Below are 25,989 nucleotides of genomic sequence, written 5' to 3'. Positions count from 1 at the left end.
TTAGTGCTTCAGCACTTACTCAGGTCAACCCCCGAAGGGGGCAGGAAACACGCACGGTTGAGATCAGTGTTGTGCCTCGAACAACACAACCCCCCCTCTGGTGAGCATCACCAGAAACTACTTCTTCCAGATTGGTCGTACTGCTCCTTGAGCACTGCGGCAACAAGTCATGCCTGATGACCATAGCGAGTCGGTCCCACCCCTTCCCATCCCGAACAGGACCGTGAAACGACTCCACGCCGATGATAGTGCGGATTCCCGTGTGAAAGTAGGTAATCGTCAGGCTCCCTAGCAGCAAACAGAAACCCCGCCCTAAAAGGCGGGGTTTTTGCGTTTGGGCGTCAGAAAAAAACAGCTCAAAAAAGTGTTCGATCTATCAGCAGATTCACCGTCCCACACCCATCCGCAGCTTATCCGCATATCCAGTCAGTTCCAGATACGCACGCCCTAGCTCCGCGCCGTCGCGGCTCACGCGTACGGCGCCTTCCCAGTAAACCGCGCCGGTCGATTGCCGCGAATCGAGTTCCTGGTCATCGATCAACGGATCGAGCCGCCATGTCTGCGAACCGGTTCTAACGGTCATCGAGACCGGATACGAAGTGTTCGTGCGAGGCGAGCGCCATGTGCGAACCGGCGTGAAGCTGACCTGGTCCGGGCTGAATGTCGTCACGTTACCCGCCGCATTTCTCAGGGCGGCATGCGCCCATACCGCGTGTCCGTCACGGCTACGCACCTTGAATGCCATCAAGGCCGAGCCGTCGTCGAGGTTGGCGCCGAGCCAGTCCCAGCCCGCTGCGTCACGATCGAGCAGCGTGCTCGACCATTCGTGATCGAGCCACGCTTCGCCGGTGACGTCGCTTTCTCCTGTCGATTTCGCACCCGCCGTAGCCGGTCGGACGACGCTGCCCGTCACGCGTAAATGCGGCTCGCTGTAGTAGTAGCTCGCCTGTTCGGGCCGTGGACCTTTGCGGGAATAGCCGTGCTCGCCCTGAACGAGCGGCACTTGCGTCGGCGTCAGCTGGAGATGCAGTGCGAAGCCGGCGGCGTCGGCGGTCACATCGTAGTGACCATCCGCGGCACGGACAATTTTCCATGCGTCGAGTTTGACGTCGGTATTGTTCTGCCGCGCGTAGGCCAGCCCGAAACCTTCGCGTGCAATGCGCTGATCGTGGACGAGGTGGCCGAAGGCGGGATCGCTCAGCGCCGCGTGCGCAATGATCAACTGCGACGGCGCAAATGCGCCCGGGTCCGCGGGATCGTGTCCCGTGGCGGAGCGGAAAAAGGTGATCTGAAAACCCAGTGGCCGCTTGTCCGGTGTGGTGAGCCAGCCCGTGGCGTACCACCATTCGGTGCGAAACTCGGGATGGGCGCCACTGTCTTGCGGAAGCTGCACCGGATGGTCTGGCGTCACCACGGCAAACTCGGGCGAACTCGCGGACGCAGCCGAAACCAGACCGCCGAACAGGCTGAACGCACTGAACGCACTCAATAAGCCCAAAGCGCCTGCGCGAAAACGCACACGAAGTATGCGGCCGATTCGGGGCGCGCGCGCCTTGCGCCGCGATCCGTCGACCGCGCGAACCGCAGACGCCTGCAACGACAGAGTCACGCGCATCACCAGTCCTCCTTCACGGCGCGTACCGCGTCGACAGAAACCGCGCCGCGTCCCGCGATCACGGCCGTCGAGCACGATGAGACGAGCATGATCGACGCCACGCTCATCAGCACGGTCCATGGAATGTGCAAGGCCATGCTCCAGTGAAACGACTGCGGATTGACGACGAATACCAGAATCAGACTGATCGCGAATCCGAGAATGAAGCCGAGCGCGACGCCGCACGCCGTCAGCATGCCGCCCTCGAGCGCGAGGATTGCGAGAATCTGCGTGCGTGTGACGCCGACATGCCGCAGCATGCCGAACTCGCGTGCGCGCGCGAGCGTCTGCGCGGAAAACGTTGCGGCCACACCGAACAGCCCGATCACGATGGCGACCGCTTCGAGCAGATACGTGACGGCAAAGCTGCGATCGAAAATAGTCAGCGTGCGCGAACGGATCTCGCCGGGTTGCGACAGATCGAGTGTCGCGCCGAACGAAAGCGCGCGAATTCCCGACATGACGCTTTCCACGCTGACTTCTGGCTGCACGGTGATGGCGACATCGGTGGCGCTCGTGTCGGAGGTCAGACGCCGGTAGTCGGCGAGGCGCATCTGAATGGCGCCGCTTTGCCGCACGTAATCGCGCCACACACCGGCCACGATGAAGCGCTGACTCTCCGCGCCGATCGGCAATCGCACGCGCTGACCGACTCGATAGCCATACAGGTCGACCATTGCTTCGGACACCCAAACAGGTAAATCGCCGCCATGAAAATCCGCGGGCGGCAGAACGGGACCTGTCATCTGCAGATTCGCGCCGGGGTCCGCCGCGTCGATTTCCCGCGCAAGGATGGCAACGTCGGGGCGAGCCGGATCGAGCGTGATATGCGAGGTCCGCGCAAAAGCGCCGTGCCGGATGCCGGGCACGCGTGCGAGTTGCGCCTGTTCTTCGGGCTGCAAACCGCCGGTGTCGCCGTTCGGTGCGACGCGCACGTAGAGGTCGGCGGAAAGCAGATGGCCCAGCCAGTCTTCGACGGAGACGCGGAAACTGGCCACCATGATCGCCATCGCGACGATCAGCGCGAAGCTCGACAACACGCCGCCCATCGCGATCGAAGCGTGGCCGGGCGCGTTGGCAAGCCGTGCGAGCGCGAGCGTGACGACGGCGTTGGCGCGACGTCGCATGTGCAGCGTGCGCCCGGCGGCGCCGAATACCAGAGCCGTGACGCCGGGCATCAACGCAATGCCGCCGACTAGCAGGAGCGCGACCGCGAGATAGCCGCCGATGGGCGCATCGAAAATCGGCGGCAATTGCGTGAGCGCCGCGGCGACGAGCAGGCAGCCCAGCGCCGGCCACGGCGTGGCGAGCCGCGCCAGCGCGGCTTCTTCGGCGCCGGCCTTGAGCGCTGCCGCAGGCCGCGCGCGAGCGGCTTCGAGTGCGGGCGCGAGGCTGCCGAGCACGGCAACAGCGGTCCCTAGCGCGAGAAATATCGCGGTGGGGAGCGGCTCGAAACCGACCTGCGGTTGCACGCCGGGAAAGTAGCCGCCGCCCAGATCGCTGCCGAAGAAACGCAGTGCGCCGCCTGCCAGCGCATAGCCGAGTGCGAGTCCGGCGAGCGACCCGAGCCCACCCAGCACCGCGCCTTCGAGCAGGATCTGCCGCAGCAGACGGCCGCGGGTGAGTCCGAGCACGCGCAGCATCGCGAATTGCGCGCGGCGTCGCACGACACTCAGCGCTTGCGTCGAGAACACGAGGAAGGCGCCCGTGAACAGCGCGACCAGCGCCAGCACGTTCATGTTGATTCGATACGCGCGCGACAACCGGTCCGTGCGGCTTTCGGCGTCGCCGGCGCCCGCGATCACCCATGCGCGGCCCAGGCGTGCCTGCAAGTCGCGCCTGAAACGCTCGCGGTCGACACCGCGTTCGAGTTGCAGGTCGACGCGCGATAGCTTGCCCAGCGCGCCGAATTTCCACTGCGCGGTGGCGATGTCCATCACCGCGAGCCGTTGTCCCGGACGCGCCCGTACGATGCCGCCCGCGACCCGCAGTCGCACGATGCCGGTGCCATTGCGCAGCGCGATCGTGTCGCCGGTTTTCACGTTCAGCCATGCCTCGGCCGCCGGCGAGAGAAAGACGGTGTCGGCGGCGAGCGTGTCGAACGGCCGGTCCGCTGCCGGCACGCCGACCAGATCCGGCGCGATGCGACTCGCCTTGAAGACGTCGATGCCCAGCACCGGCAGTGCGGTGTTGCGATCGGGCATGGTGGCGTCGAACGAAAGAACCGGGCTCGCGATCGCCACGCCGGGTTCGGTTGCGAGGCGAGGGTAGATGGCGTCGTCGAACAGCGGTTGGGCGCCGCGCACCTGCAGGTCCGCCTGACCGGACAGGCTGCGGGTCGCTGCCGAGAATTCGTTGAATGCGGCGCTGTTGATCAACTGGACCGCGTAGCCGAGCGCCACACCGAGCGCGATCGTCGCGATGGCGACCAGCGCGCGGCCGCGGCGGCTGCGCCATTCGGCGCTCAGCAGCCAGCGCGTGAGCGTACGGTGGCCGCCCGCATGCGGCAGCGAGCGCGGCTTAGCCGACATCCTGGCTGGAACGCGCGGTTGAACGGTCAGTGACGCGCGTCGACGTGCTCGCGTGCAGGCCGCCGTCGCTCAGAATCAGAATGCGGTCGGCGACTGCGGCCGCCGCTTCGGAGTGCGTCACCATGATGGTCGCCGCGCCGGTCGCCTTGCTTTGCGCGCGGAACAGGCTGAGCACGTCGTGAGCCGTGTCGGGATCGAGATTGCCGGTGGGTTCGTCGGCGAGAATCAGCTTGGGACGATGCACGAGCGCGCGGGCGATGGCGACGCGCTGCAATTCGCCGCCCGAGAGTTGCCGTGGGAAGTCGTCGCCGCGGCCGCCCAGGCCGACCGCTGCCAGCATGTCGAGCGCGGCGGACGCGGGCTGGTCGTTCAGCAGCAGCGGCAGCGCGACGTTCTGCGCGAGCGAGAGATGCGGCAGCACATGGAACGCCTGGAACACGAAGCCGAGCTTCTGCCGGCGCAGGCGCGTCGCCGCGTCGTCATCGAGACGCGAGACGAGGCTGCCGTCGATGACGACATCGCCGCTATCGGCGATGTCGAGTCCGGCGATCAGATTCAGCAGCGTCGATTTGCCGACGCCGGAGTCGCCCATGATCGCGACGAATTCGCCCGCGCCGAGCGTGAAATCGAGGTGCGCGAGGACGACGCGACCGGAACCATACGACTTACTCAGGCTGCGGCATTCGAGCGCAGGAACGGCACCTTCGACGCCAGGCTGCATGCGTGTTCCGAAAAAGTTGAAGGGTAGTGCATTCAGTGACCGGTCGATCTGCGGTCCTGTTCGCTGCCCGGCTGACGAAAGTCCATTTGGCTTCTGTAAGGTTCACCGGGGCCGAAACCGGTTGGCGAGACGATAAGGCTCGCGATTCACGCCGACGGCAGAAACCCAGTTTACAGGCTGCGGAACCTTGCCTCTTTAGAGTGCCGGATCAAAAATTTTTTTCGCCCGGACGCACACGAAAATTTTGCGGCCGGCAAGAAACCGTCCCCATTCGGCTCAGGAAACGAGCATGAACCATTCCTGTGCACGAGGCGATCCGCGCGAAGTCGGCAAAATCATTTAAGTTGACTGCAATCTTATTCTTCGTCGGCGAAAATTGGCGTCTAAATGGCTGCGCACGGCTGCTTGTGCAGGCGCACATATTTATCCATTTCGCAAGGGCAAATGTGGCAACAATACATTGTTAAGGGCGTTGCAGCGTTGTTGCGCTGCAAAAGTATTCTTATCTTGGTAATCTCCCACCCTTGGTCATTCGACTGCGGGTAAACGTGAAGCGGGCGCCACCGTTTCAACGTCGATTTCAGCGAAATCCAACTTACATATCCATTTCAATGCTTTCGGTCTGGAGGCGTTGATGCGGCGTTTTGTACTTCAAGTTTTCTACAGAGCACATGTCATTGCCTCCGCTTCTTAGCCTACTCATCTGGATCCCTATTGTCGCTGGCCTTGTCGTTTTGCGTGCCGGATCAGACGCGGCACGTAGTCGCACCCGCTGGCTTGCGCTGGTCGGCGCGGTCGCCGGATTTCTGCCCGTCATTCCGCTGGTCTCGAATTTCCGCAACGACGTGACCACGATGCAGTTCGTCGAGAACGTGCGCTGGTCGCCGACCTTCGACATCGCATGGCATGTCGGTGTGGATGGCATTTCGTTGTGGCTCGTCGCGCTGACGGCGCTGACCACGATCATCATCGTGGTCGCTTCGTGGGAATCGATCACCGAGCGCACCGCGCAATACTTCGGCGCGTTCCTGATGCTGTCGGGCTTCATGCAGGGCGTGTTCACCTCGCTCGACGGCATGCTGTTCTTCATCTCGTTCGAAGCGACGCTGATTCCGCTGTATCTGCTGATCGGCACGTGGGGCAATTCGAACCGCACGTATGCCGCGGTGAAGTTCTTCTTCGTCTCGTTCCTCGGCTCGCTGATGATGCTGATGTCGATGCTGTATCTCTACAGCCAGACGCACAGCTTCGATCTCGCGTTGTGGCGTGAGACGCATCTCGGCACCTGGCCGCAAGTGCTGATCTTCCTCGGTTTCCTCGCCGCGTTCGGCGTAAAGGTGCCGATGTGGCCGCTGCACACGTGGCTGCCCGACGTCCACCTCGACGGCCCGACCGGTGCCGCCGTGATGATCGGTATGCTCAAGCTCGGCGGATATGGTCTGTTGCGTTTCGCTTTGCCGATCGCACCGCAGGCCAGCCACTTCTTCGCGCCGATGATGATCACGCTCTCGCTCGTCGCGGTGATCTACTCGAGCCTGCTTGCGCTCGTGCAAACCGACATGCGCCGCTTGCTGGCGTATTCGACGGTGGCGCACATGGGCCTCGTCACGCTGGGTCTGTTCGTCTTCAATCGCATCGGCCAGGCCGGCGCGATCGTGCAGATGCTCTCGTACGGCGTGGTGTCCGGCGCGATGCTGTTGTGCACGGGCATGCTCTACGACCGTACCAAGACTGCTTCCATTTCCGAATACGGCGGTGTGGCCAACACCATGCCGCGCTTCGCTGCCTTCGTGATGCTCTTCTCGATGGCCAACATCGGCTTGCCGGGCACGTCGGGTTTCGTCGGCGAATTCATGGTGCTGATGGGCGCGATCCGCTTCAACTTCTGGATCGGTGCAATCGCCGCGACCACGTTGATTCTGAGCGCGGCTTACACGCTGTGGATGTACAAGCGCGTGATCTTCGGCGCGATCGCCAACGCGCGCGTCGCGAAACTCAAAGACCTCGGCAAGCGCGAATTCGTGCTGCTCGGCGCGATGGCGCTGCTGGTGCTCGCAATCGGTATCAATCCGAAACCGTTCACGGATGCAATCGATCCTTCGGTCGGCGTGCTGCTCGCGCAATCCGAACGTACGGTGCATCCGTCGGATACGGCTCCGGCCGACGGCGGCGAACACATGCAGGCGGCCGTGCCGGCGGTGGTGGCAACCCGCTCGCCGGGCTGAGGAGGGCGACAGGCGTTACGCATGTGCAGCATGGCGGCCGCTGTCGGAGCCGCACTGCCGCCCAGGCTGTCGCGCCTGCCGATCCGGTAGGACTCGAGGATTTGCGAGGTGCGCGGCGCCGCCATTCTGGCCGTGCCGCGTATTTACGCCTGCTCCCGGGGAATGTATGATGCGCGCGCTCGGCATGAAAGCGTTGCGAAACGCCCGTCCTGCGCGGGTGTGCGGCAATGTGTCGCACGTGCTGCGGCGCAATAGATCTTTGCTGAATCGAGGGTTTATTACGCCTTGACGTGCCCCTATTATGCGAGCGCTTACTAATGGAGAGCGGTCTAATGACGTTCGTAGAAGACGTAAATAAAAGGCAATGGATATGAAAGGAAAGACTCTCCGTGGGTCGATCAGTTCCGCATCCATCGGCCTCGCGTTGTTGCTTTCGGGTTGCAGCAACCTCGATATTCTGAATCCGAAAGGCAGTGTGGGACTGGCCGAACGTGACCTCATCGCCACGTCGACCTGGGCCATGCTGATCGTGGTCATTCCGGTCATCGCACTGACGCTGCTGTTCGCCTGGCGCTATCGCGCGTCGAACCGCAGCGCCGAGTACCGTCCGGGCTGGGTGCACTCGACCGGCATCGAAATCGCCATCTGGACGATTCCGACGCTGATCATTCTGTTCCTCGCCGTGCTCACGTGGAAAACCACGCACGAGCTCGACCCGTACAAGCCGCTCGAATCGCAGGTCAAGCCGATCAACGTCGAAGTCGTCGCGCTCGACTGGAAGTGGCTCTTCATCTATCCGGACCTCGGCATCGCTTCGGTGAACCAGCTGGCGATCCCGGTCGGCACGCCGGTGAACTTCACGATCACGTCGGACACGGTGATGAACTCGTTCTTCATCCCGCAACTCGGCGGCCAGATCTACGCCATGGCCGGTATGCAAACGCGTCTGCATCTGATCGCGGACGAGCCCGGCAATTTCGCGGGCGCTTCGGCGAACTTCAGCGGCAAGGGCTTCTCGGACATGAAGTTCCGCACGCTCGCAACGTCGCCGGAAGAGTTCAACGCATGGGTGGCGAAGGTGCGCGCATCGTCGGACAACCTCAGCATGGACCGTTACCACGCGGTATCGGCGCCGAGCGAAAAGGACCCGGTGCAGTACTTCTCGACCGTCGATCCGAAGCTCTTTTTCAACATCATTGCCCGGTACAACAACGGTAACGTCATGGATACCCTGAACGACGCCAACTGTGCACCAAAGGGTAAGGGATAAGCATGTTCGGAAAACTTTCACTAGACTCGATTCCGTACCACGAGCCGATCATCATGGTGACGGCTGCCGGTATCGCCATCGGCGGTGCGCTGGTTCTGGGTCTGATCACCTATTTCGGCAAGTGGCGTTACCTGTGGACCGAATGGCTCACCTCGGTCGACCACAAGAAGCTCGGCGTGATGTACATCGTCGTTGCGCTCATCATGCTGTTCCGCGGCTTCGCGGACGCAATCATGATGCGTACCCAGCTGGCGCTGTCGTATAACTCGCCCGGCGTTCTGCCACCGCATCACTACGACCAGATCTTTACCGCGCACGGCGTCATCATGATTTTCTTCATGGCGATGGCGTTCATGGTCGGCCTGATGAACATCATCGTGCCGCTGCAGATCGGTGCCCGCGACGTGGCGTTCCCGTTCCTGAATTCGTTGAGCTTCTGGATGACCGCGATCAGCGCCATCCTGATCAACATTTCGCTGGTGATCGGTGAGTTCGCGCAAACGGGCTGGCTGGCTTATCCGCCGCTGTCCGAGTTGCAGTTCAGTCCAGGTGTCGGGGTCGATTACTACCTGTGGAGCTTGCAGCTCTCGGGTATCGGTACCTTGCTGACCGGCGTCAACTTCTTCGTGACCATCGTCAAGATGCGCGCGCCGGGCATGACGTTCATGAAGATGCCGGTGTTCACGTGGACCGCGCTGTGCACGAACGTGCTGATCATGGCTGCGTTCCCGATCCTGACCGTCACGCTCGCGCTGCTCGGTCTGGACCGTTACCTCGGCATGCACTTCTTCACGAACGATGCCGGCGGCAACGCCATGATGTACCTGAACCTGATCTGGGCCTGGGGTCACCCCGAGGTGTACATCCTGATCCTGCCGGCCTTCGGTATTTTCTCGGAAGTCGTGGCCACCTTCGCCAAGAAGCCGCTGTTCGGCTACAAGACGATGGTGTGGGCAACCTGCGCGATCATGGTGCTGTCGTTCCTCGTGTGGCTGCATCACTTCTTCACGATGGGTTCGGGCGCCGACGTCAACTCGTTCTTCGGTATTGCGACGATGGTCATTGCGATTCCGACGGGCGTGAAGGTGTTCAACTGGCTGTTCACGATCTACAAGGGCCGTCTGAAGTTCACGACGCCGATCCTGTGGACCATCGGCTTCATGGTCACCTTCACCATCGGCGGCATGACCGGCGTGATGATGGCGATTCCTGGCGCCGACTTCATGCTGCACAACAGCCTGTTCCTGATCGCTCACTTCCACAACGTGATCATCGGTGGCGTGCTGTTCGGCTATCTGGCCGGCTTCAACTACTGGTTCCCGAAGGCGTTCGGTTTCAAGCTGAACGAAAAGCTGGGCAAGGCCGCGTTCTGGTTCTGGCAGATCGGCTTCTGGGTCGCGTTCACGCCGCTGTACGTGCTGGGCTTCATGGGCATGACGCGTCGTCTGAACCACTACGACAATCCGGCGTGGCATCCGTGGCTGCAACTCGCCTGGGTCGGCGCAGTGCTGATCGCTATCGGTATTGCCTGCCAGGTGCTGCAACTGGTCGTGAGTATCCGCGACCGCAACAAGCCTGAAAACCGCGACCTGTCGGGCGATCCGTGGGACGCGCACACGCTGGAATGGGCGACGAGCTCGCCGCCGGCGTCGTACAACTTCGCGATCATCCCGGACGTGCGTGAACTCGACGCATTCGCAGAAATGAAGTCGCGCAAGGATCAGCCGAAGCCTGTGTACCGCGACATTCACATGCCGTCGAACACGTCGGCAGGCCTGGTCGTGGCGGTGTTCTCGCTGGTGCTCGGTTTTGCGGCTGTCTGGCACATCTGGTGGCTCGCCATCGTCGGTCTGGTCGGCTCGATCGCGACAGTGATCGTGTACAGCTTCCAGAAGAACGAAGGCTTTTACATCCCGGCCGCCACGGTTGCGGCGATTGAAGAGAAGCGCTCGGGCGCCGGTGCGCAGGTCGCGTTGGAGGTTGATTGATGTCAAACAACACGCTTACGGCGGATCCGCATCATCACGATGCGCATCACGCCGATCACCCGCCGTCGCATTCGGTATTCGGCTTCTGGCTGTACCTGATGACCGACTGCATCATCTTCGCGTCGCTGTTCGCAGTGTTCGCGGTGATGAGCCACCAGTTCGCGGGCGGTCCGAGCGGTAAGGACCTGTTCGAGATTCCGGGTGTCGCGCTCGAAACCACGATGCTGCTGCTCAGCAGTATCACGTACGGTTTCGCGATGCTCGGCGCGCACAAGAACCGCAAGGGCGTGCTGCTCTTCTGGCTCGGCGTGACGTTCCTGCTCGGTCTCGCGTTCCTCGTGCTGGAACTGCGCGAGTTCTCGCACCTGATCGCCGAAGGCGCGGGTCCGGACCGCAGCGCATTCCTGTCGTCGTTCTTCACGCTGGTCGGCACGCACGGCCTGCACGTGACGTGCGGTCTGATCTGGATGGTGGTGCTGGCGGTACAGGTGCTGCGTCACAAGGATCTGACCGAACGCGACATGATTCGCCTGACGTGCCTGAGCCTTTTCTGGCACTTTCTGGATGTCGTGTGGATCGGCGTCTTCACCTTTGTCTATCTTGCGAGCGTGATCTAAATGGACCATAGCCATCACGGACATTCGGAACACTCCGGCGAAAGCCACGGCAGCCTCGGCAGCTATGCGACCGGCTTCATCCTGTCGGTCATCCTGACTGTCGCGGCTTTCGGCCTCGTCATGAACGGTACGCTGACGGGCGAGAACGCCTTGATCGCCATCGCCGGTCTCGCACTCGTGCAGATCGTCGTGCATCTGGTGTTCTTCCTGCACATGAATACCTCGTCCGCGCAACGCTGGAACGTGACGGCATTTGCCTTCACGGTGCTGACCGCGGTCATCGTGGTCGGCGGTACGTTGTGGGTCATGCACAACGTCAGCATGAACATGATGTCCCGCTAAGCGACGGCATTGTCCGGTCGTACGAAGCCCCGCAAGGTGTCGAGCCTTGCGGGGCTTTTTTCATGGACCGGCGGCAACGGGCGTCCAGGGACGCGGACCCGCCGTGTGATCAAAGCGGCACGACCACGGGACCGCAATGCGACGGTTGCTGCGGCGCGCAGGGTTCATACACGGGGCCGCAGCCCTGACGGACCGGCGGCAGACATTGCGGCTGGTTCCAGCCGCAATGCACGAGCACCGGCATGGTGGCGACGCCCGGACACGACGGCGCTTCGCGCTGGAAGCAGCCGTAGCCTCCGCGAATGGATTGGGTGGCCGAGCGGTCGAGTTCATCGAGGCGGGACAGGTCGTTGAGAACGAGCGATTTCATGGCGAATCTCCGGCAGAGTGAAGGCATCGGGAAGTTGGCGAGCCCGGACAGCGCCGCGCTCACGCCTTCTTTTGCACACTCCATGCCATCCGCGTGTCTGCGCCGCCCACGGGCGCGCTCGCGGCCGTCGCGGCCGGAGACTGACTGCGCGAAGCCAACAGGCTCGCGCAACGGTGTCGGCGGGTAACCCACAGCTCACGCCGCCTGACGGTTGTGGGCGACAATGATCGCCCGCACGCGGTTTCGCGCATGAAGCGCGCAGACGCGTCTGCCAACCAGGAGGACGTATGAGTCAGTTGAAAGCCGTCGAATATGCCGTGGCGCCGTCTGAAGTCAAAGCGGTGTTCGACGACATCAAGCAAACCCGTCAGGTCGACGACGTCAATAATTTCTGGAAGTTCATCGCCAACCATCCGCCGACGCTCGCGCGTACCTGGGACAGCCTGAAAGAGGTCATGTCGCCCGGTGCGCTGGACCCGTTGGTCAAGGAATTGCTGTACGTCGCGGTGAGCGTCACGAACAACTGCGGCTATTGCATCGCGAGCCATACAGCGGCCGCGCGCCGCGCCGGCATGAGCGACGAAATGTTCGGTGAACTGATGGCGGTGGTCGGCATGGCGAACGAAACCAATCGTCTGGCCGTGGGCTATCGCATTCCCATCGACCCCGCGTTCGAATAAGCGCAGGTCGCGGCGCCGGAGAATCGACCTTCAGCGCCGGCGTTCAGGGTTTGGCGCTCAGAGGCTCAAACACTCAGAGCGTCAGACGCTCAAACCCCGCGCCAGCCGGCGAGCAGCGCCGGCAATTCGGTCATGTCGCGGAACACGTGCACGGCGCCCGCGCCGTGCAGGGCCGTCGCGCTGCTGTGTCCGAGTTCCTTCGGACAGTAGCCGAATACCGTTGCGCCCGCGGCCACACCGGCTGTCGCGCCCGTCACCGTGTCTTCGATCACGGCGCAGCGTGCCGGATCGACACCGAGCCCGGCGGCCGCGGCGAGGTACACGTCGGGAAACGGCTTGCTGCGCGGCATTTCGTGTCCGCTGAAAATGCGGCCTTCGAAGCAGTCGAGAATGCCGGCTTTGTCGAGTTGCAGTTCCACCTTGACGCGGTCCGCGCCCGACCCCACCGCAATGCGCGCATCGAGCGCAGCGTGCAGCGCGCGCACGGCGGCGACCGCGCCCGGAATGGCGACGAGTTCGACGTCGAGCGCGGCATTGCGGCGCGCGCGGAATTGCAGGAGCCAGTCGGTGGTGATGGCAAAACCGGTGCGTGCTTCGATCAGCGCGGCTTCGTCCCTGACGGCCTTGCCGACGAAGATACGCATGGTCTCTTCGACGCTCAGATGCCAGCCGAGCTCGCCGAGCATTTCGGTCAGCACGCGATTGGTGATGGGTTCGGAGTCGACGAGCACGCCGTCGCAATCGAAGAGTACGGCGTCGAAGGGAAAATCGGCCATCGGTCAGGAAGCGGTGTGAGTGAGCAAGCGCAAAGCATACCGCACGTGACGCAATGAGCCGGTCCACGTGGGCTGATTGCCCAACGGACAAGCGCATCCCGTCTCACACCGCCACGCAATCCCGGCCTGCTTCCTTCGCACGATAAAGCGCCGCATCGGCCTGCGCGAGCAGCGTGCCCGACGAAGCCGCGCAACTCGCCGCCGTCGTCGCCACGCCCACCGACACGGTGACGTAACCCGCCGGCGTGAAGGGCGCCGCCACGGCGCGCACGGCCACCGCCGCGCGCAGCCGTTCGGCGAGCACCGCCGCGAGTTGCGCGTCGCATTCGGGCAGCACCACGACGAACTCTTCACCGCCGTAACGCGCGACGAACTCGCCGGCCACGCGCCGCACGTTCGTCCGCAGGACGTCGGCGACGGCCGTCAGCGTGTCGTCGCCGTGCAGATGACCGAGTGTGTCGTTAAAGCGCTTGAAGTGATCGATGTCGACCATCATCAGTGAGAGCGGTCGCCCGCTGGCATGCGCGAGCGCGAGCACCTGCGGATAGCGTTCGTCGAAATAGCGGCGGTTATAGAGCCCGGTGAGTCCGTCGCGCGCGGCAAACTCGCTGAGCCGCGCGTTGGCGGCATGCAGTTCGCGATACAGATGACTGATCTCCCAGATCAGCACGCCGAGCACGGTGCTCGACGCCAGCAGCGAAGCGAGCCGCGCGACGTACCAGCCGATGCTGTAACGCGAGTTCGCCATCAACGTGACGGTGATGTCGCCGAGGCCGGCCAGCATGGCCACGCCGAGCCACAGATCGAGCAGCGTCCGCAGACGCGTCGCGGTGACGAGCCAGATCAAGGCGAGCGCGCTGATGAACGCAACGCCGATGCCGCTCGGTCCCTGCAACACGCGCTGATACGACTGGCCGTCGATCAGTTCGGGCAGCCAGCGCGTGCCGTGAATCGACAGACAGCAGAGCAGCCCGGACAGCACGAGCGGGCCGATGAAGAGGGCCGCGCCCATACGCGTGGTCGCGCCGCCGGGCGGTAGCGGCACCGGCAGCCGCCGCCGCACCAGCAAGGCGGCGATCACCAGCAGCGGCGAGCCGATATGCCAGTAAGCCCACATCCACACAGCCGACTGCGCGTTCGCGCCGAGCAGACCCGTGCTCGAAAAGACGCCGGGAAACACCAGCAATTGCATGGCCACCATGAATGCCGTGTACGCGTAGGCACCGGCGAGCGCCGCGAGAAACGCAAAGCGCGTGATCATGAACTGCGTCCACAGCAGATAGGCCGTGAGACTTTCCGTGGCGAACACGGCCATCGTGAAGAGCGGCAGAAACGGCACGACGACCGGCGCGGGACGCGCCGCGAGCGGCATGACCGACAGCACCACGCACAGGATCGAACCCGCGACGGCGAGTGCGGCAACGCGGTGACGTCGATTCACCGCCAAACTCATGATGCTGCTTTGCATGCGTCGCGTAATCGGAAGGGGGGAATTGCAAGGAGTGCGAAAGCTGTTGCCCGTTCTATCCGGGTCGGCGCTCGTCGCGGCATCGCGCATTCTATCGGCGGATCGGCAATCCGGCACCTATGAGCGTGAAGAATCGGCAACACAAAGCATCATGGGATGACGCCGCGCGTGATCGTAGCTGCATGTGTCTGCGCTTACTGCTCGAAGCCGCGCGTCATGGCGGTCGCATGGACGTGCGCGCTTCGTTTATAGCGCTTTGCTAACCGCGCTTTGTCTGGCGCGCTTCGCCTACGCTTTGCTAACCACGCTTTGCTAACCACGCTTTGCTACTGCGGTTCGCTACCACGCTTCGCTACCACGCACTACTACCGCTTACCACCCGCCAGCCGGCGCGCATCGGGCAGGGCGCGCAGACGCGCCATCGCGATACAGCCGAGCAGTGGACCCACGGCCAGCATGCCGAACGCGCCGCGCCAGCCGGCCAGTCGCACGACATCCGGGACGAGATGGATGCTCGCGAGCGTCAGCAGAAAACCCGCGCAGGTCTGCGCGGTCAGCAAGGTGCCGATCGACGCCGGCTCGGCCAGTTCCGCGATGCTGGCCGAGAACTGCGCGGAGTCGGCAATGACCGAGACGCCCCAGCAAAGCGCGACGCAGGCCACCAGCCACGCAGGCGCGCCGAGCAGCCAGCCCATCGACGCGGCGCAGACACCGCTCACGGCCATTGCGCCAATCGTCACGGTGGTGCGGCCGACGCGATCCGCCAGCGCGCCGCCGAGCCACGCGCCGAATGCGCCGGTCGCGACCGCGCCGAAGGTCAGCCATTCGGCGGCTTCGCGCGCGTGCGGCATGCCTCGCGCGGCAAAGCTCGTCTGCAGGAACACGGCAAGCCACGCCCACATGGCGTAAAGCTCCCACATGTGTCCGAGATAACCGAGATTGGCGAGTCGCAGCGCACGGTTGCGCCAGGCGCCGGCGAGCGCCGACCATTCGATGCGTGTCGCGCGCGCCATGTTCGGCCCGATGCCGCAGGTGAGAATGGCCACGCCCGCGAGCAGTGCGCAACATGCCGATATGCCGTAGACCGCGCGCCAGTTCGATCCGCCGAGCGCTGCCAGCAGATGCGGGCTCGCCGAACCGAAAGTCAGCGCGCCGACCAGCAGACCGATCAGCAGACCGAGATCGCCTTTCGCCCAGGTCGCCGCGAGCCGCATGCCGACCGGATACACGCCGGCCATGCACATGCCGGTGACGAAACGCAAAGCGATGGCGAGCGGACTGGCGGGCGCGAGCAACAGCAGGCTGGCAGTCGCGGCGGCCGCCGTCAACGCGCTCATCATGAACAGCCGGCGCGGATCGTAGCGGTCGGCAAGTGAAAGCAGGGCGCTCGTCACCGTGCCCGCGACGAAGCCGGCCTGCACCGCGCTCGTCAGCAAGGTAGCCTGTAACGCCGACACGTGTTGCGCCTCGCGGATCATCGCCACCACCGCCGACGACGAAAACCACACGCTCATCGCGCCGACCTGACACAGCAGCAGGATGACGAGCGACGCGCCTTTTCCGAGTTGCTCACTCGAGTTTCCCGACCTCGGCGACGCAGGCGAGGACGACGACGACGGTTTGACGGACACGTCCTTCATGACGAAAAGGATAAGCGGCGCGGCATCATGATGCCGCGGTTTCGACGGCGGCCGGCGCGCTGTTCGCGACCTTCGTCGCATGCGTGTCGTGCATGGATGCCGCGCCGACGCGATGATAGCGACGCCCGTAGTAGATCAGCGCGTCGCCGCCGCGTTGCGTATGCACGGCCGTGACCGCGCAGAAGAATACCGTGTGCGTGCCGACCTCCGTCACCGATTCGATTTCGCAGTCGAGCGAGGCCAGCGCGCCATGCAGAACCGGCGCGCCGGTGGCGAGCGTGTCCCACTGCGCGGCGGCGAAACGTTCGTCCGCCGACAGGGACGGCGTCGCGAAGTGCGCCGCGAGCGACTGCTGTTCCGCGCTCAACACGTTGACGCACAGCTTGCCGTTGGCGCGAAACGCCGCGTTGTTGCGGCTGCCGCGGTTGATGCAGACGAGCAGGGTCGGCGGTTCGTCGCTCACACCGCAGACAGCCGAAGCCGTGCATCCGGCGCGTCCCGCTGCGCCGTCGCTGGTGATGATGTTGACGGCGGCGCCGAGGCCCGCCATCGCGTCGCGGAAAGTGTGCTTGTCTAGCATGGTGCCTCTGTGCGAAAGCGTCGATTGGCAGAGCGCGTCCGAACGCATCTTAAGTTGCTGCATCGGCGGATGCGGCGGCGCAGGCCGGATCGCGAAAGCGCGCCGCCGTGTGACTCGCGGGCAGACGCGCATGACCGAACAGTTTGTCGCGCAACGTGCCCTCGCGATAGGCGCGCTTGTAGGCGCCGCGCTCCTGCAGGATCGGCACGACCAGTTCGATGAAATCACTGAAACATTCCGGCGCGACCGTGCGCGACAGGTTGAAGCCGTCCACGCCGGTCTCTTCGGTCCACGCAATCAGTTCGCTTGCAATCCGTTCCGCCGACCCGACGAGCGGCGCCTGCCGGCTGCCGAGCACCATCTGTTCGAGCAGTTTGCGTTTGGTCCATTGCGGACCCGCGCTGCGCGTCATGGCTTCCACGTTCGACACGATAGCCTGGCTCTTGCCGGTCTCGATCGGTTCGTCGAGGTCGTAGCGCGCGAAGTCGATACCGAGCGACGCCGCCGCGTGCACGAGCGCCGCTTCCGAATTCACGTAGCGTCGATACTCGGCGAACTTTTCCTCGGCTTCGGCTTCCGTGCGTCCGGTGATGACGGTCTGGCCGAGCAGCACCTTGATGTCGTCCGCCGCGCGGCCGCGTGCCAGCGCATGGGCGCGAATATCGTCGACGATGGTTTTGACCGCGCCTTTGGCCTGACCGTTGACGAACACGCACTCGGCGTGCGCCGCGGCGAACTGCTTGCCGCGTGCCGACGAACCCGCCTGGTACAACACCGGCGTGCGTTGCGGCGACGGCTCGCTCAGATGCATCGCGTCGACACGGTACTGCTTGCCGTGATGGTGAATCACGTGGACTTTCGACGCGTCCGCGTAGATTCCTTGCGAGCGGTCGCGCAGTACGGCACCGTCTTCCCAACTGCATTCCCACAGTTTGTAGACCAGTTCCATATATTCGTCGGCCAGGTCGTAGCGATCGTCGTGCGCCATCTGGCCGGTCAGTCCGATCGCGCGCGAAGCGCTGTCCAGATAGCCGGTGACGATGTTCCAGCCCACGCGGCCACGTGTCAGATGATCGAGCGTCGACATGCGCCGCGCGAAGAGATAGGGCTGCTCGACCGAGAGATTGGACGTGACGCCGAACGAGAGATGGCGCGTGACGGCCGCCATGGCCGGAATCAGCAAGGTGGGATCGTTGACCGGCACCTGCACCGCGCCGCGAATGGCGGCATCCGGATTGCCGCCGTAGACGTCGTACACGCCGGCCACGTCGGCGAAGAAAATGCCGTCGAAGAGGCCGGCCTCGAGCATGCGGGCGTAGCCGGTCCAGTACTCGAGATCGGTGTAACGCGACGACTGGTCGCGCGGGTGAGTCCACATGCCTTGCTGGATGTGGCCGACGCAGTTCATGTCAAAAGCGTTGAGGACGATTTCCTTCGGCATGGTGTGTTCCGGCTGAGATGGACGGATGCGCCCGGTTCACGGCAGTTGCAGGGCACGTGCGTAAAATATAGTGGACAAAAAATCACTATGCAAGACAATGATGACGAACGGCGCTTGCTGCGAATGCGTTGATCCGTACACGGCGTGGCCGATGCCGCCGGGTCCCGATTCCGCTTCCAGTCGGCGTGTAGCGGCCTTTTAGCCGTCTTTTAGCTGCCTTTTGACGTGCCGGCCGCCGCGCTATACATTGGCGCGGCCACCCGAATTTCCTTCGACTCCAACGCTCTCATGTCCGATTCCACTGCCGTCGATCTGACCTTGGCCATTTCCTCACGCGTGAAAGCCGAACGCGAGGCGCGCAACTGGTCGTTGGGCGAACTGGCCGAGCGCTCGGGCGTGTCCAAGGCGATGATCAGCAAGATCGAGCGTGGCGAGGCGAGCCCGACCGCGACCGTGCTGGGACGCCTGTCGGGCGCGTTCGGCCTGACGCTCTCGACCTTGCTGGCGCTCGCGGAACAAACCGGCGAGCGGCTCGCTCGCCATGAGCGGCAAAGCGTCTGGCAGGACCCCGAAACAGGTTATACGCGCCGGCGAATTTCACCGCCCACGGGCGGCGTGCTCGAACTGCTCGAAATCGAATTGCCGGCTGGTGTGCGCGTGCCGTATCCACCGGATGCATTCGTCTTCCAGCATCAGCAGATCTGGGTCATGGAAGGAACGTTGACTTTCCGCGAGGGGCAGCAGGTGTATGCGTTGAGCAAGGGAGACTGCTTGCAGCTCGGCGCGCCGGTGGAATGCGAGTTCTTCAATGGCGAAGCCGGCGTGTGCCGCTATCTGATCGGACTCGTGCGGCGCTGAGCACGGGCGCCGTCCGCGAAATTGTGCTGGCGGACGGCGTGCCGGTTAGTGGGCGAAGCCTTAGCCTCCGCCGCCGCCTTGCGTGCCGATCGTGAGCTTGTTGCTCACCGATTTCACGCCGGGGACGCCCTTGGCCACTTCTTCCGCTTGCGGAATCTGCGCGCCGTCAGGCACCGAGCCGGTTATCACGACCGCACCGCCGCGGGCACGGACAAACACGTTCGACACATCGAAACCTTGCGCCTTCGACAAAGCCTTGCGCACGTCGAGTCCCAGCTTGCGATCCGTCTTCTTGACCGTTTTGGGACTGGGCGCGGCAGCGGCCGCGTCGGGCGCCGACATCGCGTCGCTTGCCTGGGCATAGGCGCTGGACGCCGTCGCCACACACAACGCAAGACCGAGCGCCTTCAAAAGATTGACTGTTTTCACGGTTTCTCCATTCCTCGAAAAGTTGATGTCGCTTCGTTGCATGCAAAAAACCACGCGCCTGCGAGCCTGTCGCCGCCCGCCGGGCGCACCCTGTCTTGTAGAAGAGTGACGTTGTGGTGCACCCAGCGCGCTTAAACAATACTCCAGCAAACGGCGCGATGCTCGAAAAACTGTCCTGACCCGCTTCCACTTCGCGCGGGCGATTCGCCTATGATGGCGGCTTCCATCATCGAAGGCGCACTGCAGATGTCCGATGGCGTACGCGATCCGCTTCAGAAGCAGACTCAGAAACCGGCTTTGAAACCGCTTCATGAGCGAGGCGCGCAACCGGCCTTGCCGTCGCTCGATTACGGCTTGTGGGCGCTGACCTTCAGCTATGTGCTGAGCCAGTTTTTCCGCAGCTACATCGCCGTGATCGCCACCCAGCTGATCGGCGATTTCCATTTTTCGCCGCAGATGTTCGGCTGGTTCGCCGGCTCCTTCTTCCTCGTATTCGCGCTCGCGCAACTGCCCGTCGGTCTGATGTTCGACCGCTTCGGCGTGCGCGGACCCACCGCCGCGTTGATGGCCGTCGGCGGTGTCAGCGCGGGGCTGCTCGCCGTGACGCACAGCGCGGGCAGCGCGTTGCTCGCGCAGGCCGGCATCGGTCTCGGCTGCGCGCCGATTTTCATGGGACTGCTCAACCATGTGTTGCATGGCGGCCACGGCACGCGCAACGTGCGCGCCGTCACGACCGCGAGCGCGATCGGCATGGCGGGCGCCTTGCTCGCGGCTTATCCGCTGAGCCGCGCGACCGCCGGCTTCGGCTGGCGTCCCGTGATGATGGTCGCGGCACTGGCGATGGCGTGTGCGACGCTCGGCGTGGTCTGCTTCGTGAAGCGCCGCGATGTTCAGGCGCATCGGGCGAATCTCGCTGCGTCGCAGCAAGCGCAGCGAGCCGCGCATGGCGAGCCGACGCGTGCCGGTCTGTGGAGCGGCCTGTGGACGCTGATGCCGGCTTGCCTGGCGCTGTCGGTGGGCAGCACCTTCCGCACGTCGTGGGGCGGCCCGTATCTCGCCGACGTCTTCGGCTTCGACGTGCTCGCGCGCGGCAACGCGATGACCGTCACCAGCGTGGTCGCGATCGGCGCGTCGTTCTGCATTCCGCTGCTGGTGAGGTTCTGGTCGCCGAAGCGGATCGCGCTCGTGTGGCTCGTCGGCGGCATGCTGGCGGCGCTCGTCCTTGCGCTGATGCCGGCCCGCGATCCGGTCGTGAGCGTCGCGCTGATCTGCGTGTTGTTCTCGGTCGGCTCGATCCACCCGCTGGTAATGTCGCAGGCGCGCGCGATCATCGCGCCGCAACGACTCGGGCTGGGTCTGGGGCTGCTCAACAGCCTCGTGTTTCTTGGGATCGCGCTGGCAAGCAGTTGTTTCGGATGGATTGCGGGCGTCGCCAGACAGGCGGATTTCACGACTGCCGGCATTTATGCCGCGCTGTTCGGCGTGACCGTCGCGCCGCTCGCGATCGGCGCCGTGGTGTATGTTTTCAGTCCGGTCGCGGCTGCATCGCGCGAGGCCCGCTAGCATTTTCCGTGACGCGGACTGCTTGCGCTACCGCGTATTCGCGCGAAGCCGGCGAGCGGGTTAGAACCACTGCGGCGCCATCGTCAGCGTGGTGTCGTCGAGACTGCGCAAGGTGCTGAGCATGAGCGCCACGCGCGGCAATTCCCAACGGAAGAACCATTGGCACGCATGCAGTTTGCCGCGATAGAAGTCGTGCCCGGCGTCGGCGTCTGCCGGTGAGTGATTGTCGGGCGGCGTCGCGCCAAGCGCGGCGCTCGCCACGATCGCCTGACGCAGCCATGTCCACGCAATCACGACGTGGCCGAACGCTTCGAGAAACGCATTCGCATTGGCGAGCGCCCGTTCGCTGTCCTGAGCGAGTGTGGGCAGCAAAGCTTCGACCGTGCCGGTGATGTCGCGCCATGCCGCGAGCAGGGCGTCGGCGTGCGCGCGCAGTTCGGGATGCACATGAGCCGCTTCGGCGGTGCGCCGGATTTCGCCTTCCAGTCGACGCAGCGCCGCACCCTGTTTCATCACGACTTTACGGCCGAGCAGATCGAGCGCCTGAATGCCGTGTGTGCCTTCGTGAATCATGTTCAGGCGGTTGTCGCGATAGAACTGCTCGACGGGATATTCGCGCGTGTAGCCGTAGCCGCCGTGAATCTGGATGGCGAGACTGTTGGCTTCCAGACACCATTGCGACGGCCACGATTTGACGACCGGTGTGAGCAGATCGAGCAGCAGGCCGGCTTCGGCGCGCGCCGCCTCGCTCCCGCCGGTGTTCTGTTCGTCCACCAGACGCGCGGCATACAGGCAGAGCGCGTAGGCGCCTTCCACGTAGGCCTTTTGCGCGAGCAGCATGCGGCGCACGTCCGCGTGTTCGATCAGCGGCAATGGCGGGGCGAGCGGGTCCTTGTTGTCCGGACGTCGCCCTTGCGGCCGTTCGCGCGCGTAATCGAGCGAAGCCAGATAGCCGCGATAGCCGAGCATGACCGCGCCGAGGCCGACGCCGATACGCGCCTCGTTCATCATGTGGAACATGGTGGCGAGCCCTTGATGCGGCTCGCCGACCAGCTCGCCGATGCACTCGCCATGTTCGCCGAACGACAGCATGGTGGAGGTCGTGCCGCGCCAGCCCATCTTGTGGATCAGTCCGGCCAGCGCGACATCGTTGCGCGCGCCACGTTTGCCGTTTTCGTCGACGTGAAACTTCGGCACCGTGAAGAGCGAAATGCCTTTGACGCCGGGCGGGCCGCCGGGAATGCGCGCCAGCACGAGATGCACGATGTTCTCGCTCAGATCGTGGTCGCCGCCCGAAATGAAAATCTTGTTGCCGCGGATCGAATAGGTGCCGTCCGGGTTCGGCGTTGCGCTGGTGACGAGATCGGACAAACTCGAACCCGCCTGAGGTTCGGTAAGCGCCATCGTGCCGAATGCGCGGCCTTCGAAAAGTGCCTGCAGGTACTTGCGCTTTTGCGCGTCGCTGCCGAAGCGTTCGATCACGTTCGCGTTCGCCGAGGTGAGCATGGCGTACGAGGCAGTGGCGATGTTGGCGCTCTTGAACAGCGACAGGCACGCAAACGAAATGAGCGACGGCAACTGCATGCCGCCGTAATCGTAGTCTTTGGTCGCGGCGAGAAAACCTGTGGCGCGCAAGGCGTCGAGTGCGTCTTTCACTTCGGCGGGCATCGTGACGCGCTCGCCGTCGAAGTGCGGCTCGTGTTCGTCCGAGAGACGGTTATGCGTGGCGAACTTTTCCACGGCCACCACATGCGCGGTATCGAGCGCCGCGTTGAAGGTTTCGCGGCTGTGGTCGGCATGACGCGCGCGCTGCGTGAGCGCCTCGGCGTCGAGTACTTCGAACAGCTGGAATTCCAGATCACGCGAGTTGATGATCAGTGCATCTTGCATGAAGACGACCCGTTCAGAAGTGCGGCCGCCACGCGAAACAGCCGCACGTTTTCACACGCGGACGCGAGGCTGGGGCCTGTTTGAAAGGCACGATGAACGACGCGATGCGGGTTAATCCCGATGCTTCGCTCACCGACGATACGCGTCAGTTTATATCGAAAGTGAATGATCGTGCTTTTATTTACAGGCCCCATCGCGGCACGTATGATGGTCGAAAAATCGGTGTGCAAATCTGCATGGCGGAACAACCTGGAGGGAGACGACGCATGTCTGTGAAAGACCTGTTTCAACTGGACGGCAAGGTTGCCTTGATCACCGGCGGTTCGCGCGGACTCGGCTTGCAGATGGCCGAAGCGCTCGGCGAAATGGGCTGCCGTGTCGCCATCACCGCGCGCAAGGCCGACGAACTCGCGGAAGCGAAAACGCATTTGCAGAGCCTCGGTATCGACGTGCAGACCTTCGTCAACGATCTGCAGCAGTTCGAAGGAATTCCGGCACTGGTGAGCGACGTGCTCGGCCAGCATGGCCGCATCGATATTCTCGTGAACAACGCGGGCGCAACGTGGGGCGCGCCCGCCGAAGACTATCCCGACGAAGCGTGGCACAAGGTCATGAACCTGAACGTCAACGCGCCGTTTTTTCTCGCCCGCGAAGTCGGCAAACGCAGCATGATTCCGCGTCGCGCCGGCAAGATCATCAACATCGCTTCGGTGGCCGGTCTGAAGGGTTCGCCGCCCGGCATGAACACGATTGCGTACAACACGTCGAAAGCCGCGGCAATCAATTTCACACGCGCGCTCGCCGCGGAATGGGGCAAGTACAACATCAACGTCAACGCCATCTGCCCGGGCTTTTTCCCGTCGAAAATGTCGGCCGGATTGCTCGACAAACTGGGCGGCGCCATCATCGCGCAGACGCCGTTGCAGCGTCTGGGCGGCGACGAAGACATGAAGGGACCGGCCGTGTTTCTCGCGAGCGAAGCATCGCGTCACATCACGGGTCAGTACTTCGCGGTGGACGGTGGCGCGATCAGCGCCTGAACAATGGCAAGACATAACGGGCGCATCGCGAGCCCGCAATAAGCCGTATCACGCAGGAGACACGTATGAACGAACGCCATCGCGCGCATTGGCCGCCGCAACTGCCGTTTCATCTGACGCTGCCTGAAACGAATCTCTTCTATAACGCCGAAGTCTCGGCCACGCGCTTTCCCAACAAGCCGTTCATCGTCTTCTACGACACGCCCGTTACCTTCGCCGAATTCAAGGACGAAGCCGAGCGTATCGCGGGATTCCTGCAGCAGGAATGTCACGTCAAGGCCGGCGATCGCGTGCTGCTCTACATGCAGAACAGCCCGCAATGGATACTCGCGTACTACGGCATTCTGCGCGCGAATGCCGTGGTGGTGCCGGTCAACCCGATGAACATGACCACCGAGTTGCGGCACTACGTGGAAGACAGCGGCGCGACCACGATCATCGCGCCGCAATGCCTGTTCGCGAACGTCGAGCCGCTGCTGGGAAAATCCGCGGGGCAGGGCCTCGAACACGTTATCGTCGCGACGTATAGCGATTATCTGAAGCGGCCCGCGCCGTTCGAGGTGCCGGAATTCGTCGCGGCGCCGCGTCGAAGCTTCGATCTGAAAGGCGTCACGGCCTGGCGCGATGTGCTGGAACGCCGTCACGTACCAGGGCCGCTCACCGCCGGTCCCGACGATCTCTGCGTGATGCCGTACACCTCCGGCACCACCGGCAAGCCGAAGGGCTGCATGCACACGCATCGCAGCGTCATGAGCACCGCGCTCGGCGGCTGCGTGTGGTTTTCGTCGCCGGCCGACGGCGTGTTTCTTTCCGTGCTGCCACTCTTTCACGTCACCGGCATGCAGGGCGGCATGAATAGCGCGATGTTCTCGGGTGCCACCATCGTGCTGCTGCCGCGCTGGGATCGCGACGCCGCCGCCATCTGCATGCAGAAATATCGCGTCACGGCCTGGCAGTCGATCACCGCGATGATGGTCGACTTTCTCTCCAATCCGAAGCTCGCCGACTACGACCTGTCGAGTCTGAGCGGCGCGCGCGGCGGCGGTGCGGCGATGCCCGACGCGATCGCCCGGAAGCTCAAGACGCTCACCGGCCTCGATTACGTCGAAGGCTACGGCATGTCGGAGACGATCGCGGGCACGCACATCAATCCGCCGCATCGGCCCAAGCCGCAATGCCTCGGCATTCCGGTCTTCGACGTCGACTCGCGCGTGATCGACCCGGTCACGCTCGAGGAGTTGCCTCAGGGCGAAACCGGCGAGATCGTCACCCATGCACCGCAGGTCATGCTCGGCTACTGGAACGATCCGAAGGGTACGCAGGCGGCCTTTATCGAACTCGACGGCAAACGTTTCCTGCGCACCGGCGACCTCGGCCATATCGACGAGGACGGTTACTTCTTCATGACCGATCGTCTCAAACGGATGATCAATGCGTCGGGCTACAAGGTCTGGCCCGCCGAAGTCGAGGCGCTGATGTACCGGCATCCGGGCATTCACGAGGTGTGCGTGATCGGCGTGAAGGACGCGAAGCGCGGCGAGACCGTCAAGGCGCTGGTGGTGCCGGCGGCGGCGCAGGCCGGCACACTCAGCGAGCAGGCGATCATCGACTGGGCGCGCGAGCAGATGGCCGCGTACAAGGCGCCGCGCATCGTGGAGTTCGTCGCCGCGTTGCCCAAGTCGGGCAGCGGCAAGATTCTCTGGCGCAAACTGCAGGAAGACGAGGAAGCAAAACGCGAAGCCGGTCAGGGCGTGCAATAGAGTCACCCAACAGACGCGCGAAGGCGGTTTGGCTGTAAGCTACGTATAGCGGATCCGCTCGGGCACCGTGCGCGATTCGCCGTGAACCAGAAAAGTAGCTGTTTGACTTCGACGCCAATGCCAACTATCCAGAGGGGATATCACAC

The 25,989-nt window shown here is 63.6% G+C and carries 21 protein-coding genes and 1 rRNA gene; 11 read left to right on the top strand and 11 right to left on the bottom strand.

The window, feature by feature from the left end:
* The first annotated feature begins 172 nt into the window (after nt 1-172).
* Nucleotides 173-285 (top strand): 5S ribosomal RNA (gene rrf, locus P3T18_RS33410).
* 100 nt (nt 286-385) lie between these two features.
* On the opposite strand, the gene P3T18_RS33405 is transcribed toward rrf, so the two are convergent.
* From P3T18_RS33405 to P3T18_RS33395, 3 genes are all read right to left on the bottom strand, one after another.
* Nucleotides 386-1,489, bottom strand: a complete 1,104-nt coding sequence (locus P3T18_RS33405) for a lipocalin-like domain-containing protein (protein ID WP_429304248.1) — start codon at nt 1,487-1,489, stop codon at nt 386-388.
* Nucleotides 1,490-1,614: 125 nt separating this feature from the next.
* Nucleotides 1,615-4,185, bottom strand: a complete 2,571-nt coding sequence (locus P3T18_RS33400) for an FtsX-like permease family protein (RefSeq protein WP_429304247.1) — start codon at nt 4,183-4,185, stop codon at nt 1,615-1,617.
* Nucleotides 4,175-4,906 carry an ABC transporter ATP-binding protein gene (locus P3T18_RS33395; protein WP_429304246.1) on the bottom strand — a complete coding sequence of 244 codons (732 nt, stop codon included), beginning with the start codon at nt 4,904-4,906 and terminating at the stop codon, nt 4,175-4,177. The genes P3T18_RS33400 and P3T18_RS33395 overlap by 11 nt, the downstream gene beginning before the upstream one ends.
* Nucleotides 4,907-5,577: 671 nt before the next feature.
* On the opposite strand from P3T18_RS33395, the gene P3T18_RS33390 reads away from it, so the two are divergent.
* The 5 genes from P3T18_RS33390 (at nt 5,578) to cyoD (ending at nt 11,348) form a co-directional block, all read left to right on the top strand.
* On the top strand, nt 5,578-7,131 hold the full coding sequence (locus tag P3T18_RS33390) for an NADH-quinone oxidoreductase subunit M (protein ID WP_429304245.1): 1,554 nt from the start codon (nt 5,578-5,580) through the stop codon (nt 7,129-7,131).
* A gap of 370 nt (nt 7,132-7,501) precedes the next feature.
* Nucleotides 7,502-8,401, top strand: a complete 900-nt coding sequence (cyoA, locus tag P3T18_RS33385; protein WP_429304244.1) for a ubiquinol oxidase subunit II — start codon at nt 7,502-7,504, stop codon at nt 8,399-8,401.
* 2 nt (nt 8,402-8,403) lie between these two features.
* Nucleotides 8,404-10,389: a cytochrome o ubiquinol oxidase subunit I gene (gene cyoB, locus P3T18_RS33380; protein ID WP_429304243.1), complete on the top strand. Its 1,986-nt coding sequence runs from the start codon at nt 8,404-8,406 to the stop codon at nt 10,387-10,389.
* On the top strand, nt 10,389-11,006 hold the full coding sequence (gene cyoC, locus P3T18_RS33375) for a cytochrome o ubiquinol oxidase subunit III (protein ID WP_429304242.1): 618 nt from the start codon (nt 10,389-10,391) through the stop codon (nt 11,004-11,006). The genes cyoB and cyoC overlap by 1 nt, the downstream gene beginning before the upstream one ends.
* Nucleotides 11,007-11,348 (top strand): cytochrome o ubiquinol oxidase subunit IV, encoded by a 342-nt coding sequence (gene cyoD / locus P3T18_RS33370; RefSeq protein ID WP_429304241.1) that lies wholly within the window; start codon nt 11,007-11,009, stop codon nt 11,346-11,348.
* A 109-nt stretch (nt 11,349-11,457) separates the two neighbouring features.
* Here cyoD and P3T18_RS33365 read toward each other — a convergent pair whose 3' ends face one another.
* The gene (locus P3T18_RS33365) at nt 11,458-11,718 is read right to left on the bottom strand and encodes a hypothetical protein (protein ID WP_429304240.1); all 261 of its coding nucleotides are present in this window, start codon (nt 11,716-11,718) and stop codon (nt 11,458-11,460) included.
* A 287-nt stretch (nt 11,719-12,005) separates the two neighbouring features.
* On the opposite strand from P3T18_RS33365, the gene P3T18_RS33360 reads away from it, so the two are divergent.
* Nucleotides 12,006-12,398 (top strand): carboxymuconolactone decarboxylase family protein, encoded by a 393-nt coding sequence (locus P3T18_RS33360; protein ID WP_429304239.1) that lies wholly within the window; start codon nt 12,006-12,008, stop codon nt 12,396-12,398.
* An 89-nt stretch (nt 12,399-12,487) separates the two neighbouring features.
* Here the strand turns inward: P3T18_RS33360 and P3T18_RS33355 are convergent, their stop codons facing one another.
* The 5 genes from P3T18_RS33355 to P3T18_RS33335 all read right to left on the bottom strand — a co-directional run bounded on the left by P3T18_RS33355 (nt 12,488) and on the right by P3T18_RS33335 (nt 18,303).
* The gene (locus tag P3T18_RS33355; protein WP_429304238.1) at nt 12,488-13,174 is read right to left on the bottom strand and encodes an HAD family hydrolase; all 687 of its coding nucleotides are present in this window, start codon (nt 13,172-13,174) and stop codon (nt 12,488-12,490) included.
* A 103-nt stretch (nt 13,175-13,277) separates the two neighbouring features.
* Nucleotides 13,278-14,615: a sensor domain-containing diguanylate cyclase gene (locus tag P3T18_RS33350; RefSeq protein ID WP_429304237.1), complete on the bottom strand. Its 1,338-nt coding sequence runs from the start codon at nt 14,613-14,615 to the stop codon at nt 13,278-13,280.
* A 392-nt stretch (nt 14,616-15,007) separates the two neighbouring features.
* On the bottom strand, nt 15,008-16,282 hold the full coding sequence (locus P3T18_RS33345; RefSeq protein WP_429304236.1) for an MFS transporter: 1,275 nt from the start codon (nt 16,280-16,282) through the stop codon (nt 15,008-15,010).
* A gap of 25 nt (nt 16,283-16,307) precedes the next feature.
* A complete protein-coding gene (locus P3T18_RS33340) occupies nt 16,308-16,862 on the bottom strand; it encodes a flavin reductase (RefSeq protein WP_429304235.1) in 555 nt (184 codons plus the stop codon).
* Between the two features lie 49 nt (nt 16,863-16,911).
* Complete coding sequence (locus P3T18_RS33335) at nt 16,912-18,303, bottom strand: LLM class flavin-dependent oxidoreductase (RefSeq protein ID WP_429304234.1); 1,392 nt, start codon at nt 18,301-18,303, stop codon at nt 16,912-16,914.
* 288 nt (nt 18,304-18,591) lie between these two features.
* Here P3T18_RS33335 and P3T18_RS33330 point away from each other — a divergent pair, with 288 nt between their 5' ends.
* On the top strand, nt 18,592-19,161 hold the full coding sequence (locus tag P3T18_RS33330; RefSeq protein WP_429304233.1) for a helix-turn-helix domain-containing protein: 570 nt from the start codon (nt 18,592-18,594) through the stop codon (nt 19,159-19,161).
* Nucleotides 19,162-19,221: 60 nt separating this feature from the next.
* On the opposite strand, the gene P3T18_RS33325 is transcribed toward P3T18_RS33330, so the two are convergent.
* The gene (locus P3T18_RS33325) at nt 19,222-19,590 is read right to left on the bottom strand and encodes a BON domain-containing protein (RefSeq protein WP_429304232.1); all 369 of its coding nucleotides are present in this window, start codon (nt 19,588-19,590) and stop codon (nt 19,222-19,224) included.
* A gap of 210 nt (nt 19,591-19,800) precedes the next feature.
* On the opposite strand from P3T18_RS33325, the gene P3T18_RS33320 reads away from it, so the two are divergent.
* Nucleotides 19,801-21,153: an MFS transporter gene (locus P3T18_RS33320; RefSeq protein ID WP_429304231.1), complete on the top strand. Its 1,353-nt coding sequence runs from the start codon at nt 19,801-19,803 to the stop codon at nt 21,151-21,153.
* Between the two features lie 60 nt (nt 21,154-21,213).
* On the opposite strand, the gene P3T18_RS33315 is transcribed toward P3T18_RS33320, so the two are convergent.
* Nucleotides 21,214-23,043 (bottom strand): acyl-CoA dehydrogenase, encoded by a 1,830-nt coding sequence (locus tag P3T18_RS33315; RefSeq protein ID WP_429304230.1) that lies wholly within the window; start codon nt 23,041-23,043, stop codon nt 21,214-21,216.
* A gap of 266 nt (nt 23,044-23,309) precedes the next feature.
* Here P3T18_RS33315 and P3T18_RS33310 point away from each other — a divergent pair, with 266 nt between their 5' ends.
* Together P3T18_RS33310 and P3T18_RS33305 are read left to right on the top strand one after the other, a co-directional pair.
* Complete coding sequence (locus P3T18_RS33310; protein WP_429304229.1) at nt 23,310-24,083, top strand: SDR family oxidoreductase; 774 nt, start codon at nt 23,310-23,312, stop codon at nt 24,081-24,083.
* A gap of 65 nt (nt 24,084-24,148) precedes the next feature.
* A complete protein-coding gene (locus tag P3T18_RS33305; protein WP_429304228.1) occupies nt 24,149-25,843 on the top strand; it encodes a long-chain fatty acid--CoA ligase in 1,695 nt (564 codons plus the stop codon).
* Nucleotides 25,844-25,989: the final 146 nt, after the last annotated feature.

The organism is Paraburkholderia sp. GAS199 (assembly GCF_050436585.1).
Lineage (GTDB): Bacteria > Pseudomonadota > Gammaproteobacteria > Burkholderiales > Burkholderiaceae > Paraburkholderia.
Note: the sequence above shows the minus strand (reverse complement) of the source record. Positions and strands in the feature narration are given on the sequence as shown.

Coding starts and splice junctions, on each gene's coding strand:
- P3T18_RS33345 (WP_429304236.1), bottom strand. CDS start 16,282: ATGAAGGACGTGTCCGTCAAACCGTCGTCGTCGTCCTCGCCTGCGTCG.
- cyoB (WP_429304243.1), top strand. CDS start 8,404: ATGTTCGGAAAACTTTCACTAGACTCGATTCCGTACCACGAGCCGATC.
- cyoD (WP_429304241.1), top strand. CDS start 11,007: ATGGACCATAGCCATCACGGACATTCGGAACACTCCGGCGAAAGCCAC.
- P3T18_RS33310 (WP_429304229.1), top strand. CDS start 23,310: ATGTCTGTGAAAGACCTGTTTCAACTGGACGGCAAGGTTGCCTTGATC.
- P3T18_RS33400 (WP_429304247.1), bottom strand. CDS start 4,185: ATGTCGGCTAAGCCGCGCTCGCTGCCGCATGCGGGCGGCCACCGTACG.
- P3T18_RS33320 (WP_429304231.1), top strand. CDS start 19,801: ATGATGGCGGCTTCCATCATCGAAGGCGCACTGCAGATGTCCGATGGC.
- P3T18_RS33340 (WP_429304235.1), bottom strand. CDS start 16,862: ATGCTAGACAAGCACACTTTCCGCGACGCGATGGCGGGCCTCGGCGCC.
- P3T18_RS33395 (WP_429304246.1), bottom strand. CDS start 4,906: ATGCAGCCTGGCGTCGAAGGTGCCGTTCCTGCGCTCGAATGCCGCAGC.
- P3T18_RS33330 (WP_429304233.1), top strand. CDS start 18,592: ATGTCCGATTCCACTGCCGTCGATCTGACCTTGGCCATTTCCTCACGC.
- P3T18_RS33390 (WP_429304245.1), top strand. CDS start 5,578: ATGTCATTGCCTCCGCTTCTTAGCCTACTCATCTGGATCCCTATTGTC.
- P3T18_RS33355 (WP_429304238.1), bottom strand. CDS start 13,174: ATGGCCGATTTTCCCTTCGACGCCGTACTCTTCGATTGCGACGGCGTG.
- P3T18_RS33360 (WP_429304239.1), top strand. CDS start 12,006: ATGAGTCAGTTGAAAGCCGTCGAATATGCCGTGGCGCCGTCTGAAGTC.
- P3T18_RS33315 (WP_429304230.1), bottom strand. CDS start 23,043: ATGCAAGATGCACTGATCATCAACTCGCGTGATCTGGAATTCCAGCTG.
- P3T18_RS33305 (WP_429304228.1), top strand. CDS start 24,149: ATGAACGAACGCCATCGCGCGCATTGGCCGCCGCAACTGCCGTTTCAT.
- P3T18_RS33365 (WP_429304240.1), bottom strand. CDS start 11,718: ATGAAATCGCTCGTTCTCAACGACCTGTCCCGCCTCGATGAACTCGAC.
- cyoA (WP_429304244.1), top strand. CDS start 7,502: ATGAAAGGAAAGACTCTCCGTGGGTCGATCAGTTCCGCATCCATCGGC.
- P3T18_RS33335 (WP_429304234.1), bottom strand. CDS start 18,303: ATGCCGAAGGAAATCGTCCTCAACGCTTTTGACATGAACTGCGTCGGC.
- cyoC (WP_429304242.1), top strand. CDS start 10,389: ATGTCAAACAACACGCTTACGGCGGATCCGCATCATCACGATGCGCAT.